At 45.3% G+C, this 16630-nt stretch carries 14 protein-coding genes; 12 read left to right on the plus strand and 2 right to left on the minus strand.

Going from position 1 to position 16630, the window contains the following annotated elements; all coding sequences use genetic code 11:
* Positions 1 to 4 precede the first annotated feature (4 nt).
* The 4 genes from trpCF to DYB02_RS11710 all read left to right on the plus strand — a co-directional run bounded on the left by trpCF (position 5) and on the right by DYB02_RS11710 (position 4346).
* A complete protein-coding gene (trpCF, locus tag DYB02_RS11695) occupies positions 5 to 1444 on the plus strand; it encodes a bifunctional indole-3-glycerol-phosphate synthase TrpC/phosphoribosylanthranilate isomerase TrpF (RefSeq protein WP_029804411.1) in 1440 nt (479 codons plus the stop codon).
* Positions 1445 to 1484: 40 nt separating this feature from the next.
* Positions 1485 to 2675, plus strand: coding sequence for a tryptophan synthase subunit beta (gene trpB, locus DYB02_RS11700; RefSeq protein ID WP_005465096.1), 1191 nt, complete (start codon positions 1485 to 1487; stop codon positions 2673 to 2675).
* Positions 2675 to 3481, plus strand: a complete 807-nt coding sequence (trpA, locus tag DYB02_RS11705; protein WP_029804410.1) for a tryptophan synthase subunit alpha — start codon at positions 2675 to 2677, stop codon at positions 3479 to 3481. The genes trpB and trpA overlap by 1 nt, the downstream gene beginning before the upstream one ends.
* A 172-nt stretch (positions 3482 to 3653) precedes the next feature.
* Entirely contained in the window at positions 3654 to 4346 is a 693-nt protein-coding gene (locus tag DYB02_RS11710; protein ID WP_029804408.1) for a Crp/Fnr family transcriptional regulator, read from the plus strand.
* A 117-nt stretch (positions 4347 to 4463) separates the two neighbouring features.
* On the opposite strand, the gene DYB02_RS11715 is transcribed toward DYB02_RS11710, so the two are convergent.
* On the minus strand, positions 4464 to 6005 hold the full coding sequence (locus DYB02_RS11715) for a long-chain-fatty-acid--CoA ligase (RefSeq protein WP_029804406.1): 1542 nt from the start codon (positions 6003 to 6005) through the stop codon (positions 4464 to 4466).
* 541 nt (positions 6006 to 6546) lie between these two features.
* Between DYB02_RS11715 and DYB02_RS11725 the strand changes: the two genes are divergently transcribed.
* From DYB02_RS11725 to DYB02_RS11760, 8 genes are all read left to right on the plus strand, one after another.
* Complete coding sequence (locus tag DYB02_RS11725; protein WP_005481619.1) at positions 6547 to 7806, plus strand: dicarboxylate/amino acid:cation symporter; 1260 nt, start codon at positions 6547 to 6549, stop codon at positions 7804 to 7806.
* Between the two features lie 155 nt (positions 7807 to 7961).
* Positions 7962 to 9143: an acyl-homoserine-lactone synthase OpaM gene (gene opaM, locus DYB02_RS11730; RefSeq protein ID WP_029806551.1), complete on the plus strand. Its 1182-nt coding sequence runs from the start codon at positions 7962 to 7964 to the stop codon at positions 9141 to 9143.
* Entirely contained in the window at positions 9136 to 11688 is a 2553-nt protein-coding gene (gene luxN / locus DYB02_RS11735) for a quorum-sensing autoinducer 1 sensor kinase/phosphatase LuxN (RefSeq protein WP_029806549.1), read from the plus strand. The genes opaM and luxN overlap by 8 nt, the downstream gene beginning before the upstream one ends.
* Before the next feature lie 95 nt (positions 11689 to 11783).
* On the plus strand, positions 11784 to 12026 hold the full coding sequence (locus DYB02_RS11740; protein WP_005481662.1) for a hypothetical protein: 243 nt from the start codon (positions 11784 to 11786) through the stop codon (positions 12024 to 12026).
* Positions 12027 to 12247: 221 nt separating this feature from the next.
* Positions 12248 to 12811, plus strand: a complete 564-nt coding sequence (locus DYB02_RS11745) for a septation protein A (protein WP_005481614.1) — start codon at positions 12248 to 12250, stop codon at positions 12809 to 12811.
* 157 nt (positions 12812 to 12968) lie between these two features.
* Entirely contained in the window at positions 12969 to 13364 is a 396-nt protein-coding gene (gene yciA, locus DYB02_RS11750; RefSeq protein WP_005459205.1) for an acyl-CoA thioester hydrolase YciA, read from the plus strand.
* A gap of 115 nt (positions 13365 to 13479) precedes the next feature.
* Positions 13480 to 13776 carry a YciI family protein gene (locus tag DYB02_RS11755; RefSeq protein WP_005481648.1) on the plus strand — a complete coding sequence of 99 codons (297 nt, stop codon included), beginning with the start codon at positions 13480 to 13482 and terminating at the stop codon, positions 13774 to 13776.
* Positions 13777 to 13779: 3 nt separating this feature from the next.
* Entirely contained in the window at positions 13780 to 14172 is a 393-nt protein-coding gene (locus DYB02_RS11760) for a GspS/AspS pilotin family protein (RefSeq protein WP_015296982.1), read from the plus strand.
* A 144-nt stretch (positions 14173 to 14316) separates the two neighbouring features.
* On the opposite strand, the gene metE is transcribed toward DYB02_RS11760, so the two are convergent.
* Positions 14317 to 16599, minus strand: a complete 2283-nt coding sequence (gene metE / locus DYB02_RS11765; RefSeq protein WP_029805603.1) for a 5-methyltetrahydropteroyltriglutamate--homocysteine S-methyltransferase — start codon at positions 16597 to 16599, stop codon at positions 14317 to 14319.
* Positions 16600 to 16630: the final 31 nt, after the last annotated feature.

A 16630-nucleotide genomic window follows, 5' to 3' on the forward strand; every position in this document is an offset into this window, starting at 1 on the left:
GAAGATGACTGACTTCAACACCCAGCAAGCAAACAACTTATCAGAGCACGTCTCAAAAAAAGAAGCAGAAATGGCGGAAGTGCTTGCCAAAATTGTTCGCGATAAATACCAATGGGTAGCAGAGCGAAAAGCATCACAGCATCTGAGCACTTTTCAATCGAATCTATTGCCGTCGGATCGCAGTTTTTATGATGCATTGAGTGGCGATAAAACCGTATTCATTACAGAATGCAAAAAGGCATCGCCATCAAAAGGCCTTATCCGCAACGACTTCGATTTGGACTACATCGCGTCGGTTTACAACAACTACGCAGACGCGATCTCGGTTCTGACCGATGAAAAATACTTCCAGGGTAGCTTCGATTTTCTACCTCAAGTTCGCCGACAAGTGAAACAGCCAGTGTTGTGTAAGGACTTCATGGTCGATACCTACCAAGTTTACCTTGCTCGTCATTATGGCGCGGATGCGGTATTGCTCATGCTTTCGGTACTGAATGACGAAGAGTACAAAGCGTTAGAAGAAGCTGCGCACAGCCTAAACATGGGCATTTTAACGGAAGTCAGCAACGAAGAAGAGCTTCACCGCGCAGTTCAGCTTGGCGCTAAAGTTATCGGTATAAACAACCGCAACTTGCGCGACTTAACAACGGATTTAAACCGAACTAAAGAGCTTGCGCCAACCATTCGTAAGCTTGCACCAAACGCAACGGTTATTTCAGAGTCTGGCATTTACACTCATCAACAAGTTCGTGACTTAGCAGAATATGCAGACGGCTTTTTGATTGGCAGCTCGCTGATGGCGGAAGACAACTTAGAACTTGCGGTTCGTAAAGTAACGCTAGGTGAAAATAAGGTTTGCGGTCTGACTCACCCAGATGATGCGGCAAAAGCGTATCAAGCAGGCGCAGTATTTGGTGGTCTGATTTTCGTTGAGAAATCAAAACGAGCGGTCGATTTTGAAAGTGCTCGCCTAACCATGAGCGGCGCGCCACTTAATTATGTTGGCGTGTTCCAAAATCACGACGTTGATTATGTCGCCTCAATCGTAACGTCGTTGGGTTTAAAAGCCGTGCAGTTACATGGGCTAGAAGATCAAGAGTACGTCAACCAGCTCAAAAAAGAACTACCCGTTGGCGTCGAGATTTGGAAAGCCTACGGCGTGGCGGATACAAAGCCATCCTTGCTCGCAGACAACATTGACCGTCACCTACTGGATGCTCAAGTTGGTACTCAAACTGGCGGCACAGGCCACGTGTTCGACTGGTCTTTGATCGGCGATCCAAGTCAAATCATGCTGGCAGGTGGACTGTCGCCTGAAAATGCACAGCAAGCAGCAAAATTAGGCTGCTTGGGATTAGATTTAAACTCTGGAGTAGAAAGCGCACCGGGGAAAAAAGATTCACAGAAGTTGCAAGCCGCATTTCACGCTATTCGCAACTACTAAAGTTATTCGCAGTTATAAAAATACGAGAAGGATTATCAAAATGGCAAAACTGAATGCCTACTTTGGCGAATATGGCGGTCAATACGTTCCGCAAATTCTAGTTCCAGCACTTGAGCAACTAGAGCAAGCGTTTATTGACGCGCAAGAAGATCCAGAATTCCGCAGCGAGTTCATGACGCTCCTTCAAGAGTACGCTGGTCGCCCAACGGCACTGACTCTGACTCGTAACCTAACCAAAGGCACAAAAACAAAATTGTACCTAAAACGTGAAGATCTGCTTCACGGCGGCGCACACAAAACCAACCAAGTACTTGGTCAGGCGCTACTTGCGAAGCGTATGGGTAAACACGAAATCATCGCAGAAACAGGCGCAGGTCAACACGGTGTAGCAACTGCACTTGCGTGTGCACTACTTGGCCTTAAGTGTCGAGTTTACATGGGTGCAAAAGACGTTGAACGTCAAAGCCCGAACGTGTTCCGCATGAAACTGATGGGTGCAGAAGTAATTCCTGTCCATTCAGGCTCTGCAACACTTAAAGATGCTTGTAATGAAGCACTGCGTGATTGGTCAGGCAGCTACGAAGACGCACACTACCTTCTCGGTACAGCAGCAGGCCCTCACCCATTCCCGACTATTGTGCGTGAGTTCCAACGCATGATTGGTGAAGAAACTAAAAACCAAATTCTGGCACGTGAAGGTCGCCTACCTGACGCTGTTATCGCCTGTGTGGGTGGCGGCTCAAACGCGATTGGTATGTTTGCAGATTTTATCGAAGAAGAAAGCGTTCGCCTGATTGGCGTGGAACCAGCAGGTAAAGGCATCGATACAGATCAACACGGTGCGCCACTTAAGCATGGTAAAACAGGTATCTTCTTTGGTATGAAGGCACCATTAATGCAAGATGAGAATGGTCAGGTTGAAGAGTCTTACTCTGTTTCAGCCGGTCTAGACTTCCCTTCTGTTGGTCCACAGCACGCACACCTTAACGCTATCGGTCGCGCTGAATACGACAACGTAACGGATGATGAAGCATTAGAAGCATTCCAAGAACTAGCTCGCAGCGAAGGCATCATTCCTGCACTTGAATCTTCTCATGCTCTGGCACATGCACTGCGCATGGCTCGTGAGAATCCTGAAAAAGAGCAATTACTGGTTGTTAACCTATCTGGTCGTGGTGACAAAGACATCTTCACCGTACACGCCATCTTAGAAGAAAAAGGAGTAATCTAATGAGCCGTTATGAGAAGATGTTTGCACGCCTAAACGAGAAAAACCAAGGCGCATTTGTACCATTCGTGACGGTTTGTGATCCAAACGCCGAGCAATCGTACAAGATTATGGAAACACTGGTTGAATCTGGCGCTGATGCGCTTGAACTTGGTATTCCGTTCTCAGACCCATTGGCGGACGGCCCAACAATTCAAGGTGCCAACATTCGAGCGTTAGATTCGGGTGCAACTCCGGATATCTGTTTTGAGCAAATCGGAAAAATTCGAGCAAAGTACCCAGACCTGCCAATTGGTCTATTAATGTACGCCAACCTTGTATACTCACGCGGTATTGAGAGCTTCTACGAGCGCTGTGCAAAAGCGGGCATCGATTCCGTTCTCATTGCAGACGTTCCGACTAACGAAAGCGCAGAGTTCGTAGCCGCGGTAGAGAAATTTGGAATCCACCCAATCTTTATCGCACCCCCAACGGCAAGTGACGAGACGCTAAAACAAGTTTCTGAATTAGGCGGCGGCTACACTTACCTGCTTTCGCGCGCGGGTGTGACGGGTGCAGAAACCAAAGCTAACATGCCAGTTGACCATATGCTTGAAAAGCTAAACCAGTTTGATGCACCACCAGCGTTACTTGGTTTCGGCATTTCTGAACCAGCACAAGTAAAACAAGCCATTGAAGCGGGTGCTGCAGGTGCAATTTCGGGTTCAGCAGTCGTAAAAATCATCGAAGCACACGTAGAGCAACCGCAAATCATGCTCGATAAGCTTGGTGAATTTGTCTCAGCAATGAAAGCAGCAACTCAAAAGTAATCGACACCACAAGCTAAACACCGCAAACGCTCATTGATTCTCGTTAATGGGCGTTTTTTTATCAACTTGATTGCAAACCTCGCAATGCTCTCACTTCCAACCGTCTTTTAAAGAAGCGAATCCATAAAGTGATAACATGCCATTGTTCAAACCTGTTGTGTAAGGTACTGACATGGAAGATATCAAATCATTGTTGCTGCAATGCCCTGTTTTAGCCGGTTTGCCAGTGGAAGGAATAAACGAAGCAGTACAAATCGTTCGCGCACGACACTTCGACGAGAAGGCACTCATTTGCAGTAAAGGCGCGCAGCACTCTTCATTGATGGTGATCGCCAAAGGATCTGTACGCGTTAACTCGATAAGTTCCAAAGGAAAAGAAGTCACCTTGATGATTTTCGAAGCCGGAGGATGGTTTGGTGACAATGTATTTTCTCCCGGCATGCCACGCATTTTCGGAGCAACGGCTCATACCGACGTAACCCTATTAGAGCTACCTGGCGATAAATTTCGGCAGTTGTTAGCCAAATATCCACAAAGCTACCCTGTGATTCTGGATCTGCTCAGCCGCAGATTATGGTCAGCTATTTCCATTATCGAAGACGACGCCATTCGCGGTATAGAAGAGAGGATCGGCAGACGGTTATTGCTTCTGGCAGAATATCAACATAACCGTCCTATAAGTGCCCAGTCTTGTGTAGTGAAAGTGACTCGTGAGCACATCGCCAACATGATGGGGCTAACACGACAAAGTGTTCATAAGGTACTAAAGAAATTGGAAAACTCGAACGTTCTTAGGCTGCAATATGGCAGTATTACCATATTGAATCCGCTGAAAATGGAAGCGTATCTCAAACAGTTGGAATAGTTGTAGATGCAAACACGTCTTTGGTCTAACGGCGTACTCAGCCAAAACGACCACCAGCAAATGCCATGTAGATCAAACAAAAAGCCAGCGAGAGCTTCGCTGGCTTTGACATCATATTTAAGCGACTTCGAGTTCCGATTTTAGCTCTCTCTTTAAGATCTTACCCGTAGCACTCATCGGTAACTGTTCACGAATTTCGACAAACCTTGGGTATTTGAAATTGGCTAACTGCTCTCGCCCCCATAGTTGCAGCTCATCGGCTTCGACAAATTGATTCGGTTTTAATACCACGTAGGCTTTGATCTCTTCGCCATATTCTTGATGCGGAATACCTATCACGGCCACCATCGCTACCGCAGGATGCGTCATGAATACTTCTTCAATCTCACGAGGATACACATTGAAGCCACCTCGAATGATCAAGTCTTTCATCCTGTCGACAATAAACAGATTACCCGACTCATCAAATCGCCCGACGTCACCGGTATGGAACCAACCACTTTGCAACACCGATTCCGTCACTTCTGGGCGATCAAGATAACCTTTCATGACGTTGTGCCCGCGCACAATAATTTCTCCTTCCTCACCGACAGGGAGAGCATGGCCGTCAAGATCAACGACTTTCACCTCAACACCTTGAATCGGTTGCCCGACAGAGCCCGGTACTCGCTCCTGATCAAGGTGATTAAAACACGCTATCGGACTGGTTTCGGACAAGCCGTAACCTTCTAGAATTGGTACATTGAATCGTGCTTCAAAGGTCTTAAATACTTCTGTCGGTAGCGACGAGCCTCCACTAACGGCTACTCGTAGCGACGAAATATCGCAATTATGTTCAACATGCAGCAAACCAATGTACATCGTAGGCACACCGGCAAAGAGCGTCACTCGATGCTTTTCGATCAGCTCCAACACATGTTTCGGATCAAATCGAGGTACTAAAACCAAAGTTGCACCGCTTTGCACGCTAGCATTGAGATGCACGGTTTGACCGAATGTATGAAACAGTGGCAACGTTACTAGATGAACATCATCAGCCTGACTCGCCATGATGTTCTGAGCCACAAGCGCATTCATTACGATGTTTTGCTGCGTGAGCTCTGCTCCTTTGGGCAGTCCCGTTGTGCCTGATGTATACAAAATCACACAAGTGTCATCCGCATCGCGAGCAACGTAATCCGCCAAAGGTTCGATATCTTCTATAAAATACGTCAGTGTCGGTAAACCTTGGTACTCTTTTTGCGTTTGATCTTGCGTCATTACGATCATCGTTTCACACGCATCCACCTCTTTAAACGCTTTCATGCCTTCTTTCGCCATTGGCAGTTCGGGCGTTCCTTCAAAACAGAAGTAAAACTTCGCTTTCGAATCTTCTAGGTGGTATTTGATTTCTCTAGATTTGAGCAACACGTTCAGCGGAACGGTAACGGCACCCGCCTTCTGAACCGCAAAATAAACGAAAGGAAAGAAAGGCAAATTCGGGCACGATAACGCCACTCGGTCTCCCGGTTTGACGCCCGCTTTAATCATCGAAGTCGCGATCTTACCTGCAATCGCGTCAAATTCTGCGTATGTGAATTTTTTATCACCACATATCAAAGCCGTTTTATTCGGTTTACTTGCAGCATTTCTCTGCAATGCAGCAGCAAGGTTCATCATAATGGCTTACCCTCTAAAACTTTGTCATTTTCATTGTTGTTCGTGAATTCCTTTAAGAGAGTCACGCATCATGGGCGACTAAGAGGCTTGGAAAAGCCACATCGCCTTTTGTTAACATTACATTTACAAGATTTAAAAACGCAAGAATGTAAAAAATTTAACATTCAGATGCCCGCACGAACCAAAATGTGAGCGTGTTAGCTAATTATTGTTATAAATATCAAACCAAAAAACCAAAGCCCTTCCTCAACTCCACCGTTGAACAAGCCATTAACATTAACTTAATTTCAACAAATGCAATCTATCACTCAAGAACACATCGAGACACAGAATCCATACATTAAGCAAATGGCAATCGTTTGCTATCGTGCAAAAAATTAGCACCCGTCAATGAAATATCGATTATTTCATCAATAAGCTTCTGCTGCATATTGCCAATTGTGAACGATACGTGTAAAAAGCAAGGCGAGATAATTATCCATAAAACAATTACAGGCTGGTGGGTAATTTTAGGATTTTACATTTTATTAGCACAGAGGTTATGGAAGTGTTAAAACAAAAGAGTTTGCTAAACAACATTGGCGTGCAAGTCGTCATTGCAATGATCGTGGGTACTGCCGTTGGTGCTCTAATGGGTCATGATGCGACTGTATTCGCGCCATTAGGTGCTATCTTTATCAACCTAATCAAGATGCTGGTAATCCCATTGGTTGCTGTCGCTTTGATTTCTGGTGCTGCTGGTCTTGGTAACAGCCAGTCTGCGGGTAAAGTTGGCTTGGTAACATTGGGTTACTTCGGTTTAACTTCGGCTCTAGCAGTTGCATTGGCTCTGTTTATGGGTGAAGTATTCCAACCGGGCATGGGCATCGACGTTTCTGGCGTAGAAGGCATGTTCTCGGCAGAGTACGCTTCAAAAGGTGAACTACCTACTTTCTGGGCAACCATTACTGGTATGATCCCAACCAACGTTTTCCAATCACTGAATGAAGCGAACATCCTACAGATCCTAGTATTCTGTATGTTCTTTGGTATTGCGATTTCTAAGCAAGCGAAAGAGCGTCGTGAACCAATCATCAATGGCGTGAACTGCATTGTTGATGCAATGGTTTGGATGATCAATAAAGTGATGATCATTGCACCTATTGGTGTTTTTGGTCTGATGGCAGAAGCCGTAGGTACGTTCGGTTTTGGCGCACTCATGGTTGTATTCAAACTGTTCGTTGTTTACGTTGCGGCAATCCTTGTGTTTGGCTTTATCGTATACCCTGCAATGGTGCATGTTTTCACTAAGACATCAGCGAAGAAATTCGTGTCTGCAATGAAAAAACCACAAGCAGTTGCACTATCAACAGCGTCGTCAATGGCGACACTGCCTGTCACTATGGATACGTGTGAAAAAGAACTTGGCGTGAAAAACTCAACTGCGTCATTCGTTCTGCCTCTGGGCGCGACCATCAACATGTCTGGTAATGCGATTTACTACGGCTTGGTGGCTATCTTCTTTGCACAGCTGTTCAACATCGACCTAGGCATGGGCGCTTACATCGCGATCATCGTGACTTCAACACTAGGTGCGGTTGGTCAAGCTGGTGTTCCAGGCCCTTCTTTCCTAGTGGTAGCAGTACTACTAGCGGCGGGTATCCCAATTGAAGGTCTGCCTCTACTCTTCGCTCTTGACCGTATCTTCGACATGATTCGTACGGCTCTAAACATTACTGGTGATGCAGCATGTGCGGTCATTGTTGATGCTTTAGTAGAAGAAACTGCCGCTGAAGCGGAGTTACAAAAGCAAGAAGCTTAGTTTCCTAACAAATACTTAAAAGCCGCTCAAAAGAGCGGCTTTTTTTTTGATTCTTTGCATTACGTAACCATACAAATAGAAACTAATAGCATAATTTTTCTGAAGTGATATAACGCCCGTACTAACTATAAAAAACGTCAGATCTAGGTTGTATCATGAGTCTTAAGCTGTCTTTGGTTTCGCTTTCCAATACAGATTTGCCTATTGAAACAAAACAACAGGCACTGATCGATATTGTTCTTCGCTTCCTAACACCACAAGAGAGAGCCTCTCTCTTTGAGTCCATCACTCATCAACGAGAAACGAACTTGCTGGCACGCTACCCTGAGTACCAGTCCAAAAGTCTTTCTGTCTTGTTTGAGTTAATGGATTATCGAGATTTGGTTCGACTGCATCCGAACAACCTACATGACGACGTCTATCTACTTGAATTAACCGTAGCAGAGTGCTTCCCTCATTGGTTAGACTTTTGGTGCGCTTGCGAAATCGAAGCCATCAAACAGAAATACTCGCTTGAAAACCGCGAGCCAGCGACTGAACTCTCCTTCGAAGACACCTCTTACTCAGCAATGCTCATTGATGATATTTCAGAGTCTTCAATGCGCGTTCAACTGCCCAGCTACCCAGTGGCAATGACTTTGAGTGACGCAGTTGCGCTGAGTAATTTGGAGCTCTTCGTTCAAGGAGAAAAGTGGTATGAGATTTTGCCCTTGTTGTCACTTTCTCAGAAAGGTAAGCACTTTATTCTGCTCCAAACTCAGACAACTCCGGTGTTAGTCTCATCAGCGCTAATCCAAGACTGGAACCAACGTAACACTTGGCTAAGTTATGCGCCGCAGTTTAACAGTGAAAAATGGCGATTCTGTCTACCTCTGCACGGCTATCAAGAGCTTAATCGTCTTGATATCTTGGCAAGTGACCTCGTTACAGACTATGGTTCTTTAACAGTGTTTGATCAGGCATTCCAAACACACATAACTAAAACAGAAACGGTATGCGAAGTGCTGCGTCTTACTGTGAGCGGCAGCGTTCAACACAAGCTCTACTTCTTATATCTTGCACAAAAAGAGCTGATGAATGTGCTGTTTCAGTCAGGCTACAAGGTTGGGTTCACCATTATAGAACAAGCGTTCATGTTAAATTTTTATCAATCTATTGATTCTAAAGCCTACTTTCATTCAGGATACTGCGACATTAACGGTGACGGTATTAATACGTACCGGGGTTTCTGGAATTTTGAATCCATGGTAGACACCTTTAAACGCACAGACTTTCGCGATTATAAACGCCGTATTCGAGTAATCAGACAAAATACGCAGGTGAATGAACATGCTTGATATAGGTCTTAGTGGCCTACTCTACCCGAAAGCCATCACACTGTTTGCTACAGTGGCCGTAGTTCTCGTGTGGCTGCTGTACTACTGCTATCGCCTTAAACAAAAGAACGAAGTGATCTTAGGTTCGTACCACGCGCCTTATATCGCCTATTCGACATGCATTATTATTTGGATTAGCAGTAACGCCTACTTCCATACCGATTTGCTACCTCTACTTGGGTCAGAAGGTGGTATTTTCATGGCGAAATTAGCCAACTTAGCTTCCTTCTTCGCATTTGCTTTTGCTTTCTACTTTTCTTGCCAGCTCGCTGCTGAGCAGAAAAAAGGCAAAGTAAAACTGTGGCAACAAGGCATTTTTGTTGCGCTGACGGTTTATTCTCTGGTCATCAATTTACGCCCGAACCTAACCGTTGAGAATGTGCTGATTGATGGCCCTAGCCAATTTGTGATTGAGTTTGGCCCTCACACTTCTTATTTCTTCATGGGATTGGTGACATTTGTCGTTATGACACTCACCAACCTCATTAGCATGCGCGCAAACAGCAGTAAGCTCTCTATAGCGAAGAACAATTACATGATCGCAGGGATCTTAGTATTCATGCTGTCTACGGCTGTCATACACCTAGGCATGACCTACTTCCTTGGGGATTTCTCACTAACGTGGCTACCACCAGCGTTATCCATCAGTGAAATGCTGTTTGTTGGTTACGCGCTGCTTACATCGAGATTCTACAGCGCCAAATACCTTGCTTATCTGACGATCAGTGTGCTTTTTGTTTGCACCATTTTCGTCCTGCCATTAGGTGCGGTATTTATTCCAATGTCTGAAGACAATCAATGGCTCATCTCAATTCCGATTTGCGCCTTGATTGGCATCACCTGGCACTTGGTCTACAAACGCGTTAGCCGAGTCGCATCGTTCTTTATCTACGGCAATCGACAAACACCAGTACAGCAGATCTTAGCGTTAGAAGAAGAGTTTAAGCGCTCAATCGACGATGCCGTGCATCAGTTGAGCACATTACTCAACATACCCAATGACAAACTTCAGCTCGTAACCAGTAACTACACCGAAACCTTCTACGAAGATTATTTACACAGCAATGATTCGGTTTTGGTGCTCGACGAACTTTCTGAAAGACTCGACGAAAAACCGTCTTCAAAAGGTTCAATCAAAGCTCTGTATGAACGCATGAGATCGAGTAACACGGCACTTGTTATGCCTCTGTTTGGCCGTGAAAAGTCAGTTTCACATTTGCTGATTTCTTCACACAAAAGCGATAACAAACTGTTTTCGAACGAAGAGATTTCAGCACTACAAACATTGTTGATCCGCGTACAAAATACGATTGAGTCTGATAGAAAGATTCGTCAAAGCCGCGCGTTAGCCAACTCGATCGCCCATGAAATGCGCAACCCATTGGCGCAAGTTCAGCTTCAATTTGAAGCGCTGAAACAGCACATTGATAGCAATGCATCCGATGACAAGATCAGAAGCGATATAGAAAAAGGCCAAGCAGCAATTCAGCGTGGACGCCAACTCATCGACATCATCTTGCGCGAAGTCAGCGATACTTCTGCTGTGCATGAACCCCTTTCGCTCACTTCGATTCATAAAGCTGTAGATCTTGCGGTGAGTCGATACGGTTTTGAAAACGAACACATCATCGAAAGGGTGAAACTTCCGACTCAAAACGACTTTGTCGCCAAAATCAACGAGACGCTGTTTAACTTTGTCATTTTCAATTTGATTCGCAATGCGATTTACTATTTTGATTCCTATCCCGATAGTCAAATTGAAATCAGAACCCTCGTCGGCCCTTATGAAAACACGCTTGTTTTCCGCGATACAGGGCCTGGGATTGATGACAGCATCGTACACAAAATCTTTGATGACTTTTTCTCATTCCAGAAAAGCGGCGGTAGCGGGCTTGGCTTGGGTTACTGTCAGCGTGTGATGCGTTCTTTTGGTGGTCGAATTGAGTGTAAATCGATAACTAATGAATTTACCGAGTTTTATCTGCATTTTCCGGTTGTGCCAAATGCACCGAAAGTAGAAACGCTTCGAACGCCAAACTTTTACAACTGGAATCAGAAAGTCAAAACTAAACCAAGTCCAGAACCTGTCGTACAAATCAACAAAGATGCACCAACTGTGCTCATTGTCGATGATAAAGAGGTGCAACGTACTTTGGTTCAAATGTACCTAAACCGACTTGGCGTCAATAGTTTACAAGCCAATAACGGCGCAAATGCGGTGGAACTGTTTCAATCACATCAGGTCGATTTGGTGTTGATGGATGTTCAAATGCCGGTAATGAATGGGTTTGATGCCAGCGAAAAAATCAAGCAGTGCTCCCCAACTACGCCAATCATCGCCCTGTCTGGCGAGTCTGGAGAGAAAGAGCTCGAGATGATTGCTAAGTTGATGGATGGTCGTCTGGAAAAGCCAACCACACTCAACGCATTGCGTGATGTACTGATGAGATGGCTTCATTTCGATAAAATCAGCGTAACGAACAGTTATCAAATTGCGAATGAATAGTTGGCATTAAAACTGCTTAACTGAAGTACAAACCGAATTATCCAGAGCGTTGAGCTTGCTGTTATGCAGTCAGTAAGCTTGATAAGGAGATGGCTATGTTACTTCACCGACACACATATTACGGCTTGATTCATCACGGAATAAAAGCACTATTGTTAGATAGAATCGGACGCTACACCGAGGAAGAGTATCACCAATATTTGAGCCTAATGACAGGCAAATCAACTTGCTTCACCATGACGCATGAAGAGCTAGAAGCCACCGTCGATAACTTGTTGAGAGAAGGCTATTTGGAAGACGTAAAGTCTCTGATTTCTCAATACCAACGTGTGGCGTAAGAAAGAATCGTTTAGCTCTCGAGCCATGAGTCAAGCCTACAGAAGCTCACCAAGCTATCTGTACTAACGAGCAAGATTTCGCCTTTTTAGGTGCCTTAAACATATCAATAAATTGCCGCTCATTGAGCGGCAATTTTTTATCCAAATCCCTTGAGCTATTCACATTACGCCAGATTCCGCTAGACTGTCAGCAACTCAACAACTCGGTAGTTTTTGGCAACATGAAGCAAATCCTTGATTTTATTCCTCTCATTATCTTCTTCGCTCTATACAAGATGTACGACATCTATGTAGCGACTGGAGCACTCATCGTTGCAACGGCAGTTCAACTTATCGTGACCTACGCGCTGTATAAGAAAGTAGAGAAGATGCAACTGATCACGTTTGTCATCGTCACGATATTCGGTAGCATGACCATTTTCTTCCATGACGACAACTTCATAAAATGGAAAGTCACTATCATTTACGTGGTGCTTGCCGTTGGCTTAACCGCCAGCCACTTAATGGGAAAATCGGTCGTCAAAGGCATGTTGGGTAAAGAGATCACGCTACCTGACGCGATTTGGGCGAAGATAAACTGGGCATGGGTAGGCTTCTTCTCATTTTTTGCAGGCCTAAACATTTACATCGCTTACGAGCTACCTCTGGATGTTTGGGTTAACTTCAAAGTATTTGGAATGCTGATCGCCACCTTCGCCTACATGATTGCTACTGGTGTCTACATTTACAAGCACATGCCAAAGGAAGAGAAAAATAACTCCTCCGATGTCTCGGTTGATGATTAAAAACTCAATTTTGCTATAATCCGCGCAAATGTATTATTCACAGCGACCTTAGGGTCGCTGTTTTGTTCAACGGACCAATAATTACTGCATTAGTATTCTTATTGGCACACCATATTTGCGCTTTTTTTGAGCGCCCTTGAAGATTTAGGATGTCACTATGAGCCAAGAATTTAACTCTCCGAAAGGCCAGCTTCTGCTTCGTACCCTTGCAATGCCCGCTGATACAAATGCAAACGGCGATATCTTTGGTGGTTGGATAATGTCTCAACTTGACTTGGCGGGTGCGATTCTGGCGAAAGAGATCTGTTCTGGTCGCGTCGTTACCGTTTCTGTTTCAAGCATTACATTTAAAAAACCAGTCAGCGTAGGTGACGTGGTTTGTTGTTACGGCGTGTGTAAGAAAATCGGCCGTACATCGATGAGCGTTGACCTAGAAGTTTGGGTGAAACCAGTGAAAGTCGACGGCATCGAAGATCGTTTCATGGTTTGCGAAGCAACCTTTAACTATGTAGCCATCGACAGTGAAGGCAAACCACGTCCAGTGCAAAGCTAAGTCGTCATAAAATCGAATTGCTAGGAAGAATCTCACATTTTCTATTGTTCACTTGTGAGAGGTTCAAAAAAGACGTTAAATTAACACTTTACCCCACCAATTAAGGAACTATGCTATGTGGTACGTCATCTTTTCTCAGGACGTCGAGAACTCATTGGAAAAACGTATGGGCGTTCGTCCTCAACATTTAGAACGCTTGCAACAGCTTCAAGATGAAGGTCGTTTACTTACCGCAGGTCCAATGCCAGCGATCGACTCTGATAACCCAGGAGAAGCCGGCTTTACTGGTTCGACAGTCATTGCTGAATTTTCCTCTTTGGAAGATGCCAAAACATGGGCTGACGCCGATCCTTATGTGGCGGCGGGCGTTTACGAAAACGTGATCGTAAAACCGTTCAAAAAAGTGTTTTAAGTTATGAAAAAATTACTGTGTCTCTTCCTCGCCTTTGGTGCATTGGCGGGTTGTTCATCAAACAATGACAACCAACGCCAACTTGAATTAATGGCGTCTAACCGTGCTGGTGTCTTGTCTGCCGGACTGCCGTTGGAATACGGTCCGCTGCAAATCATGCGTGTTTCTTCTAACAAGAACGTGGTAGAAATGATGATGATTTACAACGACGATGCTTTAGGTGCTAAACCATTAAACCAAGTACTGAATACCAGTATTTATACATACTGCAATACGCCGTCGGTAAGAGAGCAAATTGATATGGGTTTGATGTACCGATTGAAAGTGCGTAACTCACGCGGTCAGTTAATTGCTGATGAATTGGTTTCAGAGCAAACCTGTAGCAAAATCAAATAGACACAGTCATTTGCTTGTCGCCCAAGCCCGACGACAACGAGAGCCGTCGTTTGTGAGCTAGGCGGACATTAAATAAAAGACACAAAAGCGGAGACGATGGTCTCCGCTTTTTTATTAGCCACTTTAAATTGGTGACGAGCTACCTTATGCAAGCTCTGCGCGAAGCTTCTTCGCAGCAGACACAAGGTTGGCAAGTGCAGCTTCCGCCTCTGCCCAGTTACGTGTTTTCAAACCACAGTCTGGGTTTACCCACAAACGTTGTACCGGAATCTTTTCTGCCGCTTTCTTGATTAAGCCTTCAATCCACTCTTCCGTCGGAATGTTTGGAGAGTGAATGTCATAAACACCTGGGCCGATTTCGTTCGGGTAATTGAACTCTTCAAACGCTTTAAGCAGTTCCATATTCGAGCGTGACGTTTCAATGGTAATCACATCCGCATCGAGCGCTGCAACAGAATCGATGATTTCATTGAACTCGCTGTAACACATGTGAGTGTGAATCTGAGTTTCTGGTTTTGCACTCGCTGCTGAGATCTTAAATGCATTCACCGCCCATTCTAAATACGCTTTGTGATCGCGCTTTTTCAACGGCAGACCTTCACGAATCGCAGGCTCATCGATTTGAATGATATTGATGCCTGCATCTTGCAAATCAGAAACCTCATCACGCAGTGCTAATGCCAGTTGTTGCGCGATTTCTTGACGTGTGATGTCTTCACGCGGGAACGTCCAACATAGAATCGTCACTGGGCCAGTTAACATGCCTTTCATCTGCTTGCTGGTTAGCGATTGTGCGTACGTCGACCATTCAACCGTAATCGGCTTTTCACGCTCAATGTCGGCAACCACAATGGCAGGTTTCACACAGCGCGAGCCATAACTCTGCACCCAACCAAATTTCGTCGTTTGGAAGCCCGCCAAATTCTCCGCGAAGTATTCCACCATGTCGTTACGTTCTGCTTCACCATGCACAAGTACATCTAGGTCGAGCGCTTCTTGGCGTTTTACGGCATCCGCAATGTGTCCTTTAAGTGCCTGGATATAGTCGGACTCAGATAACTGACCAGTACGATAAGCACTGCGCTGAACACGGATTTCACCCGTTTGAGGGAAAGAGCCGATGGTCGTGGTTGGCAGCAAAGGTAAACCCAACACTTCAGCTTGATGCGCAGCACGCTCCGCGTAAGGTGCGCTGCGCTCGGCAAGTGACGCTGTAATACTGTTTAAACGAGCTTGCACTTGGGGCTTATTCACATGTGTTGCCGTTTTACGTGCTTTGATTGGCTGGCTATAGGTATCACAAGCGAGAATCGCATTTTGATCACCGTCGAGTGCTCGGCCAAGCAAAGCGACTTCTGTCACTTTTTGTTTTGCGAATGCAAACCAGCTTTTCACTTCTTCACTTAGCTCTGTTTCCAGTTCCAGATCAACTGGGCTATGTAATAGAGAGCATGAACTCGCCACCCAAAGCTTGTCGCCCAATTTCTCTTTGACTGGCTGTAGACGTTCAAGTTGCGCACTCAAATCCGAGCGCCACACGTTACGACCATTCACAACTCCGGCAGAAAACACCCAACCTTCTGGTAGTTTGGCAACCACGTCGTCAAGCTGTTGAGGAGCGGCAGACAAATCAACGTGCAAACCGTCTACTGGTAACTCAATAATTTTGTCTAGGGTATCGGTGACAGAATCGAAGTACGTCGTTAGCAGCACTTTCACATCGCTACGAATCACTTGGTATGCCAGCTTGAACGCGTCAGCCCACTGTTTTTCTAGCTCAAGCGACAAAATCGGCTCATCAATCTGAACCCACTCAACACCTTGGCTCGCCAGCTTAGCCAAAATAGCTTGGTAAGCCGTAAGCAATCGTGGCAGTAGCGTCAGGCGATCGAACCCTTCTTCTACCTCTTTACCTAAGTAAAGATAACTAACTGGGCCGAGCAATACCGGCTTCACTTTATGCTCAGCTTGGACTGCTTCGTTGATTTCTTCAAACAGTTGCGGCCAGCTCACTTCAAACGTATCGTCCTTGCTGAATTCAGGTACGATGTAGTGGTAGTTTGTGTTGAACCATTTAGTCATATCCGATGCTGCAGCACCCGCACAACCACAACCCGCTTGAGATTGACCACGACCCACTTTGAATAGCGTATCGAGATTAGGAAAACCACCTGCGTGACGTTTTGGCACGTGACCCAATAGCAACGTCGTCGTCAATACATGATCGTACCAAGCGAAGTCGCCAGCGGTAGTAAAACTTAAACCAGCCTCTGTTTGTGTTTGCCAGTTTTTAGCGCGCAGATCTGCACCAACTTTTTTAAGCTCTGTTTGATCGATGTCACCGCGCCAGTATTTTTCCTGAGCGAATTTTAATTCTCGTTTTTCACCGATGCGTGGGTAACCGAGTATGTGCGTTGTTGTAGCCATGTCCCTATTCCTTTTTCAATCTTGTTCAATC

Source organism: Vibrio parahaemolyticus (assembly GCF_900460535.1).
Lineage (GTDB): Bacteria > Pseudomonadota > Gammaproteobacteria > Enterobacterales > Vibrionaceae > Vibrio > Vibrio parahaemolyticus.

What these genes read in the sequence shown, in the direction of transcription:
- DYB02_RS11760 (WP_015296982.1), top strand. Translation starts at nt 13,780, where the DNA reads ATGAAAAAATTACTGTGTCTCTTCCTCGCCTTTGGTGCATTGGCGGGT.
- trpCF (WP_029804411.1), top strand. Translation starts at nt 5, where the DNA reads ATGACTGACTTCAACACCCAGCAAGCAAACAACTTATCAGAGCACGTC.
- DYB02_RS11725 (WP_005481619.1), top strand. Translation starts at nt 6,547, where the DNA reads ATGGAAGTGTTAAAACAAAAGAGTTTGCTAAACAACATTGGCGTGCAA.
- yciA (WP_005459205.1), top strand. Translation starts at nt 12,969, where the DNA reads ATGAGCCAAGAATTTAACTCTCCGAAAGGCCAGCTTCTGCTTCGTACC.
- metE (WP_029805603.1), bottom strand. Translation starts at nt 16,599, where the DNA reads ATGGCTACAACAACGCACATACTCGGTTACCCACGCATCGGTGAAAAA.
- opaM (WP_029806551.1), top strand. Translation starts at nt 7,962, where the DNA reads ATGAGTCTTAAGCTGTCTTTGGTTTCGCTTTCCAATACAGATTTGCCT.
- DYB02_RS11715 (WP_029804406.1), bottom strand. Translation starts at nt 6,005, where the DNA reads ATGATGAACCTTGCTGCTGCATTGCAGAGAAATGCTGCAAGTAAACCG.
- luxN (WP_029806549.1), top strand. Translation starts at nt 9,136, where the DNA reads ATGCTTGATATAGGTCTTAGTGGCCTACTCTACCCGAAAGCCATCACA.
- DYB02_RS11710 (WP_029804408.1), top strand. Translation starts at nt 3,654, where the DNA reads ATGGAAGATATCAAATCATTGTTGCTGCAATGCCCTGTTTTAGCCGGT.
- DYB02_RS11740 (WP_005481662.1), top strand. Translation starts at nt 11,784, where the DNA reads ATGTTACTTCACCGACACACATATTACGGCTTGATTCATCACGGAATA.
- DYB02_RS11745 (WP_005481614.1), top strand. Translation starts at nt 12,248, where the DNA reads ATGAAGCAAATCCTTGATTTTATTCCTCTCATTATCTTCTTCGCTCTA.
- DYB02_RS11755 (WP_005481648.1), top strand. Translation starts at nt 13,480, where the DNA reads ATGTGGTACGTCATCTTTTCTCAGGACGTCGAGAACTCATTGGAAAAA.
- trpB (WP_005465096.1), top strand. Translation starts at nt 1,485, where the DNA reads ATGGCAAAACTGAATGCCTACTTTGGCGAATATGGCGGTCAATACGTT.
- trpA (WP_029804410.1), top strand. Translation starts at nt 2,675, where the DNA reads ATGAGCCGTTATGAGAAGATGTTTGCACGCCTAAACGAGAAAAACCAA.